This is a genomic window from Lelliottia sp. CFBP8978, assembly GCF_034046055.2.
GTDB lineage: Bacteria > Pseudomonadota > Gammaproteobacteria > Enterobacterales > Enterobacteriaceae > Enterobacter.
Genome location: NZ_CM188253.1, coordinates 318,340 through 333,961, shown reverse-complemented (window position 1 = coordinate 333,961; position 15,622 = coordinate 318,340). Strand labels below are relative to the sequence as shown.

The 15,622-nt window shown below is 55.3% G+C and carries 15 protein-coding genes; 12 read left to right on the top strand and 3 right to left on the bottom strand.

All coding sequences use genetic code 11. From position 1 onward, the window contains the following. Positions 1–26: 26 nt before the first annotated feature. Positions 27–1,529: a glycine betaine/L-proline transporter ProP gene (proP, locus tag SOM82_RS01540; RefSeq protein ID WP_154126895.1), complete on the bottom strand. Its 1,503-nt coding sequence runs from the start codon at positions 1,527–1,529 to the stop codon at positions 27–29. Between the two features lie 654 nt (positions 1,530–2,183). On the opposite strand from proP, the gene kdgT reads away from it, so the two are divergent. Then, a complete protein-coding gene (gene kdgT, locus SOM82_RS01535) occupies positions 2,184–3,173 on the top strand; it encodes a 2-keto-3-deoxygluconate transporter (protein ID WP_320461272.1) in 990 nt (329 codons plus the stop codon). A gap of 43 nt (positions 3,174–3,216) precedes the next feature. Here the strand turns inward: kdgT and SOM82_RS01530 are convergent, their stop codons facing one another. Together SOM82_RS01530 and crfC are read right to left on the bottom strand one after the other, a co-directional pair. After that, on the bottom strand, positions 3,217–4,095 hold the full coding sequence (locus SOM82_RS01530; protein ID WP_320461271.1) for a diguanylate cyclase regulator RdcB family protein: 879 nt from the start codon (positions 4,093–4,095) through the stop codon (positions 3,217–3,219). Continuing rightward, positions 4,092–6,446 carry a clamp-binding protein CrfC gene (gene crfC, locus SOM82_RS01525; RefSeq protein WP_320461270.1) on the bottom strand — a complete coding sequence of 785 codons (2,355 nt, stop codon included), beginning with the start codon at positions 6,444–6,446 and terminating at the stop codon, positions 4,092–4,094. Before crfC ends, SOM82_RS01530 begins: the two co-directional genes overlap by 4 nt. 599 nt (positions 6,447–7,045) lie before the next feature. Between crfC and SOM82_RS01520 the strand changes: the two genes are divergently transcribed. From SOM82_RS01520 to phnK, 11 genes are all read left to right on the top strand, one after another. Then, positions 7,046–7,381 carry a zinc ribbon domain-containing protein YjdM gene (locus SOM82_RS01520; RefSeq protein ID WP_320461269.1) on the top strand — a complete coding sequence of 112 codons (336 nt, stop codon included), beginning with the start codon at positions 7,046–7,048 and terminating at the stop codon, positions 7,379–7,381. Between the two features lie 132 nt (positions 7,382–7,513). Continuing rightward, complete coding sequence (yjdN, locus tag SOM82_RS01515; protein ID WP_320461268.1) at positions 7,514–7,945, top strand: VOC family metalloprotein YjdN; 432 nt, start codon at positions 7,514–7,516, stop codon at positions 7,943–7,945. A 136-nt stretch (positions 7,946–8,081) separates the two neighbouring features. Beyond that, positions 8,082–8,870: a phosphonate ABC transporter ATP-binding protein gene (gene phnC, locus SOM82_RS01510; RefSeq protein ID WP_320461267.1), complete on the top strand. Its 789-nt coding sequence runs from the start codon at positions 8,082–8,084 to the stop codon at positions 8,868–8,870. Between the two features lie 65 nt (positions 8,871–8,935). Then, positions 8,936–9,952 (top strand): phosphonate ABC transporter substrate-binding protein, encoded by a 1,017-nt coding sequence (gene phnD, locus SOM82_RS01505; protein ID WP_154126888.1) that lies wholly within the window; start codon positions 8,936–8,938, stop codon positions 9,950–9,952. A 448-nt stretch (positions 9,953–10,400) separates the two neighbouring features. Further along, positions 10,401–11,180, top strand: coding sequence for a phosphonate ABC transporter, permease protein PhnE (gene phnE, locus SOM82_RS01500; protein WP_320461266.1), 780 nt, complete (start codon positions 10,401–10,403; stop codon positions 11,178–11,180). Positions 11,181–11,200: 20 nt separating this feature from the next. Then, positions 11,201–11,926, top strand: coding sequence for a phosphonate metabolism transcriptional regulator PhnF (gene phnF / locus SOM82_RS01495; protein ID WP_320461265.1), 726 nt, complete (start codon positions 11,201–11,203; stop codon positions 11,924–11,926). Next, on the top strand, positions 11,927–12,379 hold the full coding sequence (gene phnG, locus SOM82_RS01490) for a phosphonate C-P lyase system protein PhnG (RefSeq protein WP_320461264.1): 453 nt from the start codon (positions 11,927–11,929) through the stop codon (positions 12,377–12,379). Then, entirely contained in the window at positions 12,376–12,960 is a 585-nt protein-coding gene (gene phnH, locus SOM82_RS01485) for a phosphonate C-P lyase system protein PhnH (RefSeq protein WP_320461263.1), read from the top strand. Before phnG ends, phnH begins: the two co-directional genes overlap by 4 nt. Then, complete coding sequence (locus SOM82_RS01480; protein ID WP_320461262.1) at positions 12,960–14,024, top strand: carbon-phosphorus lyase complex subunit; 1,065 nt, start codon at positions 12,960–12,962, stop codon at positions 14,022–14,024. The genes phnH and SOM82_RS01480 overlap by 1 nt, the downstream gene beginning before the upstream one ends. Then, positions 14,017–14,862 carry an alpha-D-ribose 1-methylphosphonate 5-phosphate C-P-lyase PhnJ gene (gene phnJ / locus SOM82_RS01475; protein WP_154126882.1) on the top strand — a complete coding sequence of 282 codons (846 nt, stop codon included), beginning with the start codon at positions 14,017–14,019 and terminating at the stop codon, positions 14,860–14,862. The genes SOM82_RS01480 and phnJ overlap by 8 nt, the downstream gene beginning before the upstream one ends. Next, positions 14,859–15,614, top strand: a complete 756-nt coding sequence (gene phnK / locus SOM82_RS01470) for a phosphonate C-P lyase system protein PhnK (protein ID WP_154126881.1) — start codon at positions 14,859–14,861, stop codon at positions 15,612–15,614. The genes phnJ and phnK overlap by 4 nt, the downstream gene beginning before the upstream one ends. The last annotated feature ends 8 nt before the right edge of the window (positions 15,615–15,622 follow it).

The window sequence follows — 15,622 nt, the reverse complement described above, 5'->3', positions numbered from 1 at the left end:
ACCCGCCAGCGGCGGGTTTTTGTCTGTTACTCATTTATCCGTGGATGCTGATCCACCAGGCGAGAACGCTTCGCCTGCAGTGCTTCGATCTCGGCATCAATATCTTCAATGCGGTGTTCAATCTTGTCGTGATGCTCACGCAGGATCTCTTTCGCTTCCTGAAGGTCAGAGGCCGCCGGAGTGGCACCTTTCAACGGCAGATTGGCCGTCTCTTTCATCGTCAGACCGGTAATTAAACCAATCACCGCGATGACCATCAGATAGTAAGCCGGCATCATCAGGTTCTGCGTGGTTTCGACCAGCGAAGCCGCAAGCGTCGGCGTCAGGCCGGCCACCAGCACCGAGATGTTAAATGCCGCCGCCAGCGCGCTGTAGCGAATATGCGTCGGGAACATCGCCGGAAGCGTTGACGCCATCACCCCGATAAAGCAGTTGAGGATCACCGCCAGCATCAGCAGACCGGCGAAAATCAGACCGAGTACATTACTGTTAATCAGGATAAAGGCCGGGATCGCCAGCAGGAACAGCGCAACGCTGCCCAGAATAATGAACGGGCGACGACCGAAGCGGTCACTCAGCAGGCCCATAATCGGCTGCACAAACAGCATACCCACCATGATGGCGATAATAATCAGCACACCGTGGTCTTCGGAGTAGTGCAAGTTATGCGACAGATAGCTCGGCATATAGGTGAGCAGCATGTAATAGGTCACGTTCGTCGAAATGACCAGACCGATACAGGTCAGCAGACTCCGCCAGTGTTTGGTCGCAATCTCTTTGAACGACACCTTTGGACCATCCTGCAGCCCTTCGCGATCGCCCTGCTCCAGCTTGTCAACGTGCTGCTGGAATGCCGGCGTCTCTTCTAATGCATGACGCAGATAAAGCCCAATCACACCCAGCGGCAGCGCCATGAAGAACGGAATACGCCAGCCCCACTCAAGGAAGTTCTCTTCGCCGACGACGGTTGAAATCAACACTACGACGCCCGCACCGAGCACAAAGCCTGCAATCGAACCAAAGTCGAGCCAGCTTCCCATAAAGCCGCGTTTACGGTCCGGGGAATATTCCGCGACAAAGATGGACGCGCCCGTGTATTCGCCCCCTACCGAGAAGCCCTGCGCCATTTTACACAGCAGCAGCAGAATCGGTGCCCATATGCCAATCGAGGCATAGGAAGGGATCAGGCCGATACAGAAGGTACTTATCGACATGATGACAATGGTGATGGCAAGGATCTTCTGGCGACCATATTTATCGCCCAACATGCCGAAGAACAAACCACCCAACGGACGGATCAGAAACGGTACGGAGAAGGTCCCCAGGGCCGCAATCATCTGCAGGCTGGGATCGGCACCGGGGAAGAAGACTTTACCTAATGCATAGGCAACGAAACCATAAACACCAAAATCGAACCACTCCATCGCGTTACCAAGGGAAGCGGCGGTAATGGCTTTGCGCAACTTGCCGTCATCAATAATGGTGACGTCGCGCAGTGTGATGGGTTTGACTTTTTTCCTTTTAAGCATTGCTATCCTCGTAGACTCAGCCCTGTCCATACCACAGATCTTTTTGCGGTCTGTGAACCTTGAGATTCGCCTCATGCGAATCTTCTTCTTCAAGCGTAGCAGGTTTACTTACATTGACGTTTATCGTCGATACAACCGAACCTGTTGACGCCTGACTGGGCAGTTAGTGACCTCTTTACCCTACCAGCCTTTAAATTAGTGATCAACTTCACAAATATTTACGAAGGGCGTCAAAAGTTGTCAAAAAGCGTAAACGCGTCTTTATCACGATGATCACTCAGAGAGCGCCAGAATGATTATTTCGCGGGTGATTATTTTTGTCGCAATAAAAAAATATCACTCACCTTTATTTACATTCAATTCACAGCGATTTTATTTATTAATAATGTAGACACGGGTTTACAAAAATATGTGATCAAGATAACTAAAACATTGTTTTATTTTCATTGAATCATAATTCCAATGATCGCATGATAAGCCCGAACACGCCGTCCGGGGTGCGTCTTACTGACCGTAAAAGAGAGATGCTGACTTACGGCTGGTGCATCAACAAACGGATTACCAGACAGCAACAATTCACAATCATTTGAATTTAATAAATATTTTTAGCTGACTTGTCCGCCAGAAACGCGAGATAAGATGTGAGGGTTTATCATGAAAATCAAAGCCACGATTGAACGCATCCCTGGCGGGATGATGCTGGTTCCACTGGTACTTGGCGCAATATTAAATACGCTTGCTCCAAATACAGGCGCTTATTTCGGTGGTTTCACAAAAGGAATGATTACCGGTACCGTTCCAATTCTGGCGGTATGGTTCTTCTGTATTGGGGCCTCCATTAACTTACGAGCGACCGGCACCGTTCTGCGTAAATCAGGCACGCTGGTGATTACCAAAATTGCCGTTGCCTGGGTTGTGGCAATGATCTGTGCGATGTTCATTCCTGAGAACGGTATCCAGACAGGCTTCTTCGCAGGGCTGTCCATTCTGGCGATTGTTTCAGCAATGGACATGACCAACGGCGGCCTCTACGCCAGCCTGATGAACCAGTACGGCACCAAAGAAGAGTCCGGCGCATTCGTGCTGATGTCTCTGGAATCGGGCCCGCTGATGACGATGCTGATCCTCGGCTCTGCCGGTCTGGCCTCGTTTGAACCGCACCATTTCGTTGGCGCTGTCCTGCCATTCCTGATCGGTTTTGCACTGGGTAACCTGGACACCGATCTGCGCGATTTCTTCAGCAAGGCAACTCCGGTTCTGATTCCGTTCTTCGGCTTCGCGCTGGGTAACACCATCAACCTGGGCGTAATCCTGGATACCGGCCTGCTGGGTATCCTTCTGGGTGTGGCAGTCATCGTCATCACCGGTATTCCACTGATTATCGCGGACCGCGTTATCGGGGGAGGAAATGGTACCGCAGGTGTCGCCGCCTCATCCGCCGCAGGAGCGGCCGTGGCGAACCCGGTCATTATTGCGCAGATTAACCCGGCATTCGAACCCGTCGCCGCCTCCGCTACGGCGCTGGTAGCTGCCGCGGTGATTGTGACCGCGATTCTGGTTCCAATCATTACTGCACTGTATGCGAAGCGCTATGGCAATATCCCGAAAGTCGAGTCAGAGCCAGTAGAATCCTTGCACCACTAAGTTATTATCTCAAGACCCTCTCTTCGGAGAGGGTTTTGGCTTTTTACTCGCCGAACATCTCACCGACCATCGCATCTGCCAGTCTTTTTGCCGAGCATAATCTGGGCATCCCCAGCGCGACTGTTTGCCAGCTTTGGGTCACCGACCAGCTCACCGGATGGCGTTCCGGATGACACCAGTCCCCCAGCCAGCCCAACATATCTTTATGATCCATTAAGCCCGGTGATATCGGCGTCGTCAGCCATTGATGATAAAAGTGGCGCGTGGCAGGGGAAGCGTTAATTCCCTGAGCAAGATAATTTGCCGCAAGGCTGCGTAAATTGTCCTTCAGCATCGCGCCCACATCATCGTTCGCCAGACGGCAGGCATCGCCAAACGCGCCCCAGCGCAACTCTTCCAGTGCCACATAGCACCGCCCAGCGAGTGACCAGCCGTCGTATTGGCCCGCTCGCCAGCGGGTAAAAATTTGCTCACTGTGTTCACCAGCCTGCACCGTTAATCCACGCTGAGACAGCGCTTTCTCTTTATAGGCTGCACGCTGGCAAAAATAGGCGCAAAGATCGTCATACTGCTGCATCAGGCCAGGAGAATGCTGGCCAGGACGATGGGTCTGTTGGCGTAATGAGGTTAATTTGTCGGTCATACGGGTCAACGCCAGGTGTCCGGGATCAAACATACCGGCCAGTTTCTCCGCCAGGCCCAGCCGCAGGGCAGCATTTTCGCTGAACATTCCCGTCATCGCCCAGGGCCGAAGCTTCGACTGAGTCATGATCTCCTGGGCTAAACGCTCACGAAATTGCTGCTGCTGCGGCACAAGAGGAGCAGGACGCGCCGCGTCCACCCCCTGAACCAAATCGACCATAAATTTGGGATGAATACACTCCAGCGTCCGCCCGGGACCGTCCAGTAGTTGTGTTGTCATGGTTGCTCTGCTGCGAATAGGGTTTGAATATCATCGCGTAACAGTCGGGTATCTTCCTGAATCCACGTCGCAGTAGTAATACTTTGCTTCAACAACTGGCTGAGCGCCCTGGTAGAATGCTCATTTTGCTGCCGCACTGCGAGGCTATCACGCAAGCTTTCCTGTAACCCGGTAAGACATAACGAGAATTCTGCAAAAAACGTCGCCATTCCTGCCGTAACAGAGACATCGACCTGCGCCACCAAAGCTTTACAGATTTGTTCACAAAATTGCTCAATATGGTGTTTGAAGCGCTGGTGAAGCTGCGCCACATCAATGACATATCGGGTACGCGTCATCACGTAATCTTCCCAGCCCCAGCCCGGATTATTGAGCCAGCGCGACACCGTCTCACGCACGCTGGCGGAACCGGACACCTCTCCGGCAGGACGGTTCTCCGGGGCAATCGCATCGTTAAACAGCCCGCGAGTGTTGAAGTTAAGCTGGCTGGCCTGGAATGCCGGGAAGCTGATCCTTGCGCGAAAACCAGCATGACTCAGCTCCTCTTTAATGCGCTTCTCAATAGGACGCATCGCTTCGTTAAGGGAACGGGCGAGCGTCGATTCCAGCTGGTCAAAGCGCAGCGCCAGCTCACGGCTTATTTTGCCCTGCGCATCCAGCATGATCATTTCACAGGAGGAGCGGATTTTGCTCAGTACAATCTGCGCCTGCCCTTCGTCGTCCAGCACCAGTTGCCCCATTTCAGCCGATGCGCCACTACGCAAATTCATCTTCTCAACGCCCGCTAAATCAAGAATGTTATCGCGGTTAAAAACGTGGCTGATCGCCTGCTGGATATGGCTTTGCTGATGGGCAATAAACGCGTTAGCCGCATCAAGCGCCTGCTCAACCTCATGCCCCACTTCATCGCTCACCACATCCTGACGCGTTTGTAACAGCGCCATATCCTCTTCCAGTCGGGCAATATTGACCTGCAGCTCCTCAAAGGCCACCGTCAGCCCCTGATAGCGGAAATCCAGATACTCACGCGCATTTTGCGCGTAGTTCAACAGCTTATGAGATGCGGAACGCAGCGCATAAAGCGACGCGTTGGCATAAGCGGCATAGATCAGTTTGCGAATAGGCTGTTCAAATAACGAGTCTTCCCACAGCAGATCGGCCGCGTGACGGATATGTTCAACGTCATCCAGATCGGCTGTTCGCCAGCGACGTCCGAGCGCCGCTTCGGCAAAGTCCTGCACCCAGCGCTGCTCCTGCGGATCCGGCAGACGACCATGAGTGGAAATTTCATAGCGCGCGCGGTTTGCCAGATACGCCCACATCGACGAGACCGGATAAATTTGTCCGGGCGAGATATTCCCTTTCATCAGCGTGCCGGAGATCATCGCCCGCACCTGTTCTTCGTCATCGCTGTTACGGTCTTTCTGATCGAATTTATTGACCAGCGCATAAAGCGGCACCGATTTCCCCACCGCCGAAATCGCCTGACGCACCTCTTCATCTGATATCGACTTAAGCTGCGTATAGTCCATTACCGTCAGCACGGCGGAGGAGCGCGACAGTTGCTCACTGAGCATTTTTTGCAGATGCGGCTGCCCGGCTTCGTTTGGCCCCGGGGTGTCGAGCAACGTTAATTGCCCCAGATGCGCATCCAGCCCCGCCAGATGCACAAATTCCACTTCAATAACCGGAATATGTTCAATGGCGGTATATTCCGAGAACGGGAATTCCACGTCTAACGCCTGTGAGAGCCGCACCAGATCGTTGAGGCTTTTCAGGCACTGGAAGATCGGCTGCGCGCCAAGATAGTGTTTTTCGAAGGCTTCGCCCTGCTCAATACGCCCCAGCAGCGCATTCATATCTTTGTCGATCTCAAGACGTTGCGTCAGCTTTCCGCGATCGTGATTGCACAATTTGTCCTGTAACTGCTTGATCAGCGTATCAATCGGCGACACATGCGCAAAATGCAGCACCGGCTCTGTTTGCCCCGGCGTATGGCGAATCAGCGTCGGCAGCGCGGTCATTGGACGATTACGGTTGGGCAAGACTTCGGTTCCGACAATCGCATTAATGGTCGTCGATTTCCCGGCCTTCATGGTGCCGACAATCGCCAGCACCATCTCAAGACGGGTAATTTTGCGTAATTCGTTATTCAGCATTGAAAGCTGAGTTTCAACGCCGCGGGTACTAAAGTGCAAAGGAAGAACATTATTCGTCTCCCCGGTCATTGCAGCAGTTGTGCTATCCAGAACCGCAATCGGCATAGACTTAAGGGCATCCAGATTCTGCAAAGCAAGTTGCAACAACCGCTCTGCTTCCTGGCTTAATTCGAAAATTGTCTGTGTGTGCATGATAAAAGCCTTTCCTTAACGCAAATTTATTACTTTTATTAAGCCAGATAGTTTTAATAAGAAATTTCGGCTTTTTGATTACGCGTGGAAAATAGGTTTAATGAATATAAGCGCCTGATGACAAAACAAAATATAATCTGCCGACAGCGTAAAGCGCTCCTACACTCCTCTCGGCAAGAGGAGCCGAAAGATATTGAGCGTAGACCATTTTTATGTAGCTATAGGATATATCAAACTAATTTACCCACCCAAAATGAGAGGTAATTCCCGGCTGCCAATGCAAAAAGCGGCAATCTCAGGTTCCGTTGATAAATAACAACTGCTCGCCTCACCTTATCCGAAATGACTGTACCTGGCAATTTACGCAATAAAATATTCAATATATTCCATTGCAATGCTTATCTCTTAAGCACGGTGTTAGCATCGCTTAAGTGACTGACAGGAAATGTCACTCTGAAAAAAGCGTTATCACTATTTAAAAAAAAGAATGTCACCGACAAATGTGTGGATTTAGGCTATACTTGACGCCTTTTTCGGCAAACAGCCGGGTTTTGGCTGGCACTTTCCAGCCCCGTTCGCACTTTTTTGAGGATACGAATATGTCACTTCCACATTGCCCACAATGTCATTCTGAATACACCTACGAAGATAATGGGATGTTCATTTGCCCTGAATGCGCCCATGAATGGAATGATGCAGAACCTGCACAGGATAACGATACGCTGATCGTAAAAGATGCCAACGGTAATCTGCTGGCCGATGGTGATAACGTTACCGTGGTAAAAGACCTGAAAGTCAAAGGCAGCTCTTCGATGCTGAAAATCGGCACCAAAGTGAAGGGTATTCGCCTGGTGGAAGGCGATCATAATATTGACTGTAAAATTGACGGGTTCGGCCCAATGAAATTGAAATCCGAATTTGTGAAAAAGAACTGATTTTACTTTTGTTTTCTTTACAGGCCCGGTAAGCGTCACGCTGCCGGGCCTTTTTTACACCTGCGCTGCGCTTATCCTGCCCCGACAATCCGAACTAAACTTACTGAGCTTCTCTTACCTGAGGTAATGATTATGCCGTTAAGTCCCTACATCGCATTCAGCGGTAACAGTGCAGAGGCCATCGCCTTTTATCAGCAGACCCTCGGCGCAGAACTCCTCTATAAAATCACCTTTGGCGAAATGCCTAAAGATGAGCACAGCGACGAAGGCTGTCCTTCCGGTATGCAGTTCCCGGATACCGCCATCGCTCACGCCAATGTTCGTATCGCAGGCAGCGATATCATGATGAGTGACGGAGCTCCGGGCGGTAAAGCGCAGTATGCAGGCTTTACGCTGGTTCTCGATACTCAGGATGTCTCCGAAGGCAAACGCTGGTTCGACAATCTGGCCGCCGACGGTCATATCGAGATGGCCTGGCAGGAAACCTTCTGGGCGCACGGATTCGGTAAAGTCACCGATAAATATGGCGTGCCGTGGATGATCAACGTCGTTAAACCGCAGTAACCTTCCGGCGGAGGCCGCCCGCCTCCGCCTGTCATCGCACTCGCCTCAATTATTCAAACTCCTGCAACGAATACTTAACCAAAATGTCACAATAATCCGCCAGCATGGGCCCACATTTTCCTTGAGGCCAGGCCACATGCAAACTGTCATCCGCGTCGAGAAACTGAGCAAGACCTTCCATCAAAACAAGGCGCTGCATGCCGTTGATCTGACCGTCCAGCAGGGCGAAATGGTGGCATTGTTAGGGCCTTCTGGTTCAGGTAAATCCACACTCTTAAGGCATCTCAGCGGTTTAATCACCGGTGATAAAACGCCAGAAAGCCACATTGAGCTGCTGGGTAACACCGTGCAGCGCGCAGGCCGCCTCGCGAGCGATATCCGTAAAAGCCGCGCGCAAACCGGCTACATCTTTCAGCAGTTCAATCTGGTGAACCGTCTGACGGTGCTGGAGAACGTTCTGATTGGCGCGCTGGGCAGCACTCCGTTCTGGCGCACCTGTCTGCGCTGGTTCTCTCCGGCACAAAAACAGCAAGCTCTCCAGGCGCTGACCCGCGTCGGCATGGCCCATTTCGCCCACCAGCGCGTCTCGACGCTGTCCGGTGGGCAACAGCAGCGCGTGGCGATTGCCCGGGCGCTGATGCAAAAAGCCAAAGTCATTCTGGCGGATGAGCCCATTGCCTCACTGGATCCCGAATCTGCCCGCATCGTGATGGAAACCCTGCGCGACATCAACCAGAACGACGGCATCACCGTGGTGGTGACGCTGCATCAGGTGGATTACGCCCTGCGCTACTGCGAACGCATCGTCGCCCTGCGTCAGGGCTATGTGTTCTTTGATGGCGCAAGCCAGCACTTTGATAACGAACGATCTGACCATCTCTACCGCAGCATTAACCGCGTCGATGAGAACGCGCAGGCTGCTTAATGTCCTGAAAGACCAGGCATTCATGGCGCTGCCAGCCTGGAACAATGTCTAAGTGAGGAACATAGATGAGCTACAAAGCCGTTGCCGCGCTGGCGTTCACCAGCATGTTCAGCATCAGCACCCTGTTAAGCCCGGCGTATGCCCAGGAGCAGGAAAAAGCCCTGAACTTTGGCATTATTTCGACCGAGTCACAGCAAAACCTGAAACCCCAGTGGGAACCGTTCCTGAAAGATATGGAAACCAAACTGGGCATCAAAGTGAATGCCTTCTTCGCCCCGGACTATGCCGGCATCATTCAGGGGATGCGCTTTAACAAAGTCGATATCGCCTGGTACGGCAACCTCTCCGCCATGGAAGCGGTGGACCGCGCTAACGGTCAGGTCTTTGCGCAAACCGTCGCTGCCGACGGTTCTCCGGGTTACTGGAGCGTATTGATCGTCAATAAAGACAGTCCGATCAACACCCTCAATGACATGCTCGCCAAACGTAAAGATCTGACCTTCGGCAACGGCGATCCTAACTCGACCTCCGGCTTCCTGGTCCCTGGCTACTACGTCTTCGCCAAAAATAACGTCTCCCCCAGCGAATTCAAACGCACCGTCAATGCGGGACATGAAACCAACGCGCTGGCCGTCGCCAACAAACAGGTCGATGTGGCGACCAATAACACCGAAAACCTCGACAAACTGAAAACCTCCGCGCCGGAAAAGCTGAAAGAACTGAAGGTGATCTGGAAATCACCACTCATTCCGGGCGACCCGATTGTCTGGCGGAAAAATCTCTCCGAAAGCACCAAAGACAAGGTGTACGACTTCTTTATGAATTACGGCAAAACGCCAGAAGAGAAAACCGTACTGGAACGTCTGGGGTGGGCACCGTTCCGCGCCTCAAGCGACCTGCAGCTGGTGCCAATTCGTCAACTGGCGCTGTTTAAAGAGATGCAGGGCGTGAAGGACAACAAAGGCCTGAACAGCGAAGAGAAGACCAGCAAAGTGTCGACGCTTCAGGCACAGCTGGAAGACCTGGACCGCCTGACCGCTGCGCTGAGCGCGATGACGTCGGTGAATAAAGCGGTGCAATAGCGCTTTTCCCCCTCACCCCTGCCCTCTCCCCAGAGGGGAGAGGGTGTAATCGTGCCCAATGGGGGGGAGAGTCATCATTCCCTCCGGAGAGAGAGTCATCGTTCCCTCTGCGGAGAAGGTGCAATCGTTCCCAAGGGGAGAGAGAGTAATCATTCCCTCCGCGGAGAGAGAGTCATCATTCCCTCTGCGGAGAGAGTGCAATCGTTCCCAAGGGGGGAGAGTCATCATTCCCTCCGGAGAGAGTGCAATCGTTCCCAAGGGGGGGAGAGTCATCATTCCCTCCGGAGAGAGTGCAATCGTTCCCAAGGGGGGGAGAGTCATCATTCCCTCCGGAGAGAGTGCAATCGTTCCCTCTCCCCTTTGGGGAGAGGGTTAGGGTGAGGGGAAAAAGCGCACGCTAATCCCTCACCGCGGCCTCTCTCACAGGGAGAGAACATTAGGAGAACTCATGCAAACCATCACCGTTCCACCACCAAAACGCAGCTGGTTCTCGCTGATAAGCTGGGCCATTCTGCTGGCGGTGCTCGTTGTCTCCTGGAAAGGCGCGGAAATGGACCCGCTAATGCTGGTCAAAGATTCCGGCAACATGGCTACCTTTGCGGCGGACTTCTTCCCGCCGGATTTTAGCCAGTGGCGAGACTATCTCAGTGAAATGGCCGTCACCATGCAAATCGCCGTCTGGGGCACTGCGCTTGCGGTCGTCCTCTCCATCCCGTTTGGCCTGATGAGCGCCGAAAACATCGTTCCCTGGTGGATTTACCAGCCGGTGCGCCGCCTGATGGACGCCTGCCGCGCCATCAACGAAATGGTCTTCGCCATGCTGTTCGTGGTCGCCGTCGGTCTGGGTCCGTTTGCTGGCGTCATGGCGCTGTTTATTCATACCACCGGCGTACTCTCCAAGCTGTTATCCGAAGCGGTCGAAGCCATTGAGCCCGGCCCGGTGGAAGGAATTCGCGCCACCGGAGCCAACAAAATCGAAGAAATTCTGTATGGCGTTCTGCCGCAGGTGATGCCGCTGCTGATCTCCTACTCCCTCTACCGCTTTGAATCCAACGTCCGCTCCGCCACGGTGGTCGGCATGGTGGGCGCAGGCGGGATTGGCGTCACGCTGTGGGAGGCGATTCGCGGTTTCCAGTTCCAGCAAACCTGCGCGCTGATGGTCCTTATCATCATCACCGTCAGCCTGCTGGACTTCCTCTCCCAACGGTTGCGTAAGCACTTTATCTGAGAAGCGAGGCATTGATTTCTATGCACTTATCCAGACATCCGACCAGTTACCCTACCCGCTGGCAAGAGATCGCCGCCAAACTTGAAGTGGAGCTGCGCACCCACTACCGCTGCGGCGACTATCTGCCTGCCGAACAACAGCTCGCCGACCGTTACGAGGTCAATCGCCACACGCTGCGCCGCGCCATTGATCAGCTGGTGGAACGCGGCTGGGTACAGCGCCGTCAGGGAGTTGGCGTGCTGGTGCTGATGCGCCCGTTCGACTACCCCCTGAATGCTCAGGCGCGCTTTAGCCAGAATCTGCTCGATCAGGGCAGCCATCCCACCAGCGAAAAACTGCTCTCCGTGCTGCGCCCGGCCTCCAGCCACATCGCTGATGCGCTGGGCATTCAGGAGGGCGATAACGTGGTGCATCTGCGCACCCTGCGCCGGGTCAACGGCGTGGCGGTCTGCCAAATCGACCACTACTTCGCCGACCTGACGCTCTGGCCGGTATTGCAAAATTTCTCCAGCGGCTCGCTGCATGACTTCCTGTCTGATGCCACCGGCATCGCGCTCAGACGAACCCAGACGCGGATCAGCGCCCGCCGCGCGCAGGCCAAAGAGAGCAAAGTGCTGGAGATCCCGAACATGGCGCCGCTGCTCTGCGTGCGCACTCTCAACCATCGTGACGGCGACATCAACGCGACGGAGTATTCCGTCAGCCTGACCCGCGCCGACATGATTGAATTCACCATGGAGCACTGAATGCATTTCGATACCTCCACTCGCCAGCGCTGGATGAGCGTGCTCGCTCACAGCCAGCCCGCGGCGCTGCGTGAACGCATGCGCACGCTGAAACTGACGCCGGAATACGAAACGATCCGCGCACCCGAAGTCGGCCTCGTGCAGATTCAGGCGCGGACGGGCGGTACCGGCGAGCGTTTTTTTGCCGGTGACGCCACCCTTACCCGCACAGTGGTCCGCCTCACCAGCGGAACGCTGGGTTACAGCTATCTGCTCGGACGCGACAAACAGCATGCCGAGCTGTGCGCCGTCATCGACGCGCTATTGCAGGAACAGCCCTATTTTCAGTCGTTAATGGAAACCCTCATTGCCCCGCTGGAGGCTGACCGTGCCGCGCGCATCGCCGCTCGTCAGGCCGAAATCAATACCAGCCGGGTCGACTTCTTTACGCTCGTTCGCGGAGACAACGCATGACGCTTCAACCCGCTTTTACCCAGGCAGTACCGGATGCCCAACACAGTTTTCGTCGTCTGCTGAAAGCCATGAGCGAGCCCGGCGTGATTGTCTCTTTGCATCAGCTGACACACGGCTGGCAGCCGCTGAATATCGCCACCACCAGCGTGCTGCTGACGCTGGCGGATAACGACACGCCGGTGTGGCTGTCGGCCAGGATGGCAAATGATATCGCCAGCCAGAATCTGCGTTTTCACACCAGCGCGCCGCTGGTTGAACAGCCGCAGCAGGCGGTGTTTGCGGTCGCCGACGAGCAGATCGACCATCAGCAGCTTAACGCGCTCTCGTCCGGCAGCGCCGTGGCCCCGGAAGCCAGCGCCACGCTGATTCTGCAGGTGTCCAGCCTCAGCGGTGGCCGGATGTTGCGCCTGACCGGCGCCGGTATTGCCGACGAGCGGATGGTCGCGCCGCAACTGCCGGAGTGCATTATTCACGAACTCACCGAACGCCCTCACCCGTTCCCGTTGGGTATCGACCTGATCCTGACCTGCGGCGAACGTCTGCTGGCTATCCCACGGACCACTCATGTAGAGGTGTGCTGATGTACGTTGCCGTGAAAGGGGGCGAAAAGGCGATAGCCAGCGCCCATGCATTGCAAGAGCACAGAAGACGGGGAGATGAACAGCTTCCCGAACTGAGCGTTAACCAGATTGAACAGCAGCTCAACCTTGCGGTGGACCGGGTGATGACCGAGGGCGGCATCGCCGATCGCGAGCTGGCGGCACTGGCGCTGAAACAGGCCAGCGGCGATAACGTCGAAGCCATTTTCCTGCTGCGCGCTTATCGCACAACGCTTGCGAAACTGGCGGTCAGCGAGCCGGTCAATACCGCAGAGATGCGTCTGGAACGCCGGATTTCTGCCATTTACAAAGATATTCCCGGCGGGCAACGGCTCGGCCCAACCTACGATTACACCCATCGTTTGCTGGATTTCACCCTGCTGGCGAACGGAGAAACCCCGACCCTGAATTCAGGCGACGCCCCCCAGGAAAGCGCCCCCCACGTTTTTAGTCTGCTGGTGAATCAGGGGCTGGCGAAGGCGGAAGAGGACAGCGGCAGCGTGCCCGACGACGTCACCCGCACGCCGCCGGTCTACCCGTGTTCACGCTCATCGCGCCTGCAACAGCTGATGCGTGGCGACGAAGGGTATCTGCTGGCGCTGGCCTACTCGACCCAGCGCGGCTACGGGCGCAACCATCCCTTCGCGGGCGAGATCCGCAGCGGCTACGTTCAGGTTGAAATTGTGCCAGAAGAGCTGGGTTTTGCGGTAAACGTCGGCGAACTGCTGCTAACGGAATGTGAAATGGTCAACGGCTTTGTAGCCCCTGAAAACGAATCACCCTGGTTCACTCGCGGCTACGGGCTGGTGTTTGGCATGAGCGAGCGCAAGGCGATGGCGATGGCGCTGGTCGACCGCGCACTGCAAGCTCCGGACTATCACGAGACCCTTTCCGGCCCGGCGCAGGACGAAGAGTTCGTGCTGGCCCATGCGGATAACGTCGAAGCGGCCGGTTTTGTCTCCCATCTTAAGCTGCCGCATTACGTCGATTTCCAGGCGGAACTGGAACTGCTGAAACGTCTGCAACGGGAGCACAACAATGGCTAACCTCAGCGGCTACAACTTTGCCTATCTGGACGAACAAACCAAACGCATGATCCGCCGCGCCATTTTGAAAGCGGTGGCAATTCCAGGCTATCAGGTGCCATTCGGCGGCCGCGAAATGCCCATGCCCTACGGCTGGGGAACCGGCGGCATTCAGCTCACCGCCAGCGTGATCGGCGAAGCGGACGTGCTGAAAGTCATCGACCAGGGGGCGGACGACACCACCAACGCCGTCTCGATCCGCAACTTCTTCAAACGCGTTACCGGCGTGAACACCACCGAACGCACGGAAGACGCCACCCTGATTCAGACCCGCCATCGCATCCCGGAAACGCCGCTTGTTGAAGATCAGATCCTGATTTTCCAGGTGCCGATCCCCGAGCCGCTGCGCTTTATCGAGCCGCGCGAAACGGAAACCCGCACCATGCATGCCCTCGAAGAGTACGGCGTGATGCAGGTGAAGCTGTACGAAGATATCGCCCGTTTCGGCCATATCGCCACCACCTACGCCTATCCGGTGAAAGTGAACGGACGCTACGTGATGGACCCGTCGCCAATCCCAAAATTCGATAACCCGAAGATGGACATGATGCCCGCGCTCCAGCTGTTCGGGGCCGGGCGCGAGAAGCGCATCTACGCCGTTCCGCCGTTTACCCGCGTCGAAAGCCTCGATTTCGACGATCACCCGTTTACGGTGCAGGAGTGGGACGAGCCGTGCGCGATCTGCGGGTCGAAACACAGCTATCTCGATGAAGTGGTGCTCGACGATACGGGCAAACGCATGTTTGTCTGCTCCGACACCGATTTCTGCCGCCAACAGAGCGAGGCCCAGCGCCCATGAAACCGCTGCTTTCAGTCAATCACCTCACCCATTTGTATGCGCCGGGCAAAGGTTTTAGCGACGTGTCATTCGATCTCTGGCCTGGCGAAGTGCTGGGCATCGTCGGCGAGTCCGGCTCCGGAAAAACGACGCTGCTCAAAGCTATCTCCGCGCGTCTTGCGCCGCAGAATGGCGAAATTTTGTATCAGGGCCAGTCGCTGTACGGCATGAGTGAAGCCGAGCGCCGTCGGCTGTTGCGCACCGAGTGGGGCGTGGTCCATCAGCATCCGATGGACGGCCTGCGCCGTCAGGTGTCGGCGGGCGGCAATATCGGCGAACGGCTGATGGCGACCGGGGCACGTCATTACGGCGATATTCGCGCCACCGCGCAGCAGTGGCTCACCGATGTCGAAATCCCCGCCTCGCGAATCGACGACCTGCCCACCACTTTTTCCGGCGGTATGCAGCAGCGTCTGCAAATCGCCCGCAATCTGGTGACGCACCCGAAGCTGGTGTTTATGGATGAGCCGACGGGCGGGCTGGACGTCTCCGTGCAGGCCCGCCTGCTGGACCTGCTGCGGGGCCTGGTGGTGGAATTGGATCTGGCGGTGGTGATTGTCACCCACGATCTGGGCGTGGCCCGTCTGCTGGCGGACCGCCTGATGGTGATGAAAGAGGGCCGGGTGGTGGAAAGTGGCTTAACCGACCGCGTGCTCGACGATCCGCTTCATCCGTACACCCAGCTGCTGGTGTCGTCCGTGTTGCAGAATTAAGGGAACAT

Bases quoted from the DNA above. Each gene is read 5' to 3' on its own strand.
- proP (WP_154126895.1), bottom strand. From the start codon at position 1,529: ATGCTTAAAAGGAAAAAAGTCAAACCCATCACACTGCGCGACGTCACC.
- kdgT (WP_320461272.1), top strand. From the start codon at position 2,184: ATGAAAATCAAAGCCACGATTGAACGCATCCCTGGCGGGATGATGCTG.
- SOM82_RS01530 (WP_320461271.1), bottom strand. From the start codon at position 4,095: ATGACAACACAACTACTGGACGGTCCCGGGCGGACGCTGGAGTGTATT.
- crfC (WP_320461270.1), bottom strand. From the start codon at position 6,446: ATGCACACACAGACAATTTTCGAATTAAGCCAGGAAGCAGAGCGGTTG.
- SOM82_RS01520 (WP_320461269.1), top strand. From the start codon at position 7,046: ATGTCACTTCCACATTGCCCACAATGTCATTCTGAATACACCTACGAA.
- yjdN (WP_320461268.1), top strand. From the start codon at position 7,514: ATGCCGTTAAGTCCCTACATCGCATTCAGCGGTAACAGTGCAGAGGCC.
- phnC (WP_320461267.1), top strand. From the start codon at position 8,082: ATGCAAACTGTCATCCGCGTCGAGAAACTGAGCAAGACCTTCCATCAA.
- phnD (WP_154126888.1), top strand. From the start codon at position 8,936: ATGAGCTACAAAGCCGTTGCCGCGCTGGCGTTCACCAGCATGTTCAGC.
- phnE (WP_320461266.1), top strand. From the start codon at position 10,401: ATGCAAACCATCACCGTTCCACCACCAAAACGCAGCTGGTTCTCGCTG.
- phnF (WP_320461265.1), top strand. From the start codon at position 11,201: ATGCACTTATCCAGACATCCGACCAGTTACCCTACCCGCTGGCAAGAG.
- phnG (WP_320461264.1), top strand. From the start codon at position 11,927: ATGCATTTCGATACCTCCACTCGCCAGCGCTGGATGAGCGTGCTCGCT.
- phnH (WP_320461263.1), top strand. From the start codon at position 12,376: ATGACGCTTCAACCCGCTTTTACCCAGGCAGTACCGGATGCCCAACAC.
- SOM82_RS01480 (WP_320461262.1), top strand. From the start codon at position 12,960: ATGTACGTTGCCGTGAAAGGGGGCGAAAAGGCGATAGCCAGCGCCCAT.
- phnJ (WP_154126882.1), top strand. From the start codon at position 14,017: ATGGCTAACCTCAGCGGCTACAACTTTGCCTATCTGGACGAACAAACC.
- phnK (WP_154126881.1), top strand. From the start codon at position 14,859: ATGAAACCGCTGCTTTCAGTCAATCACCTCACCCATTTGTATGCGCCG.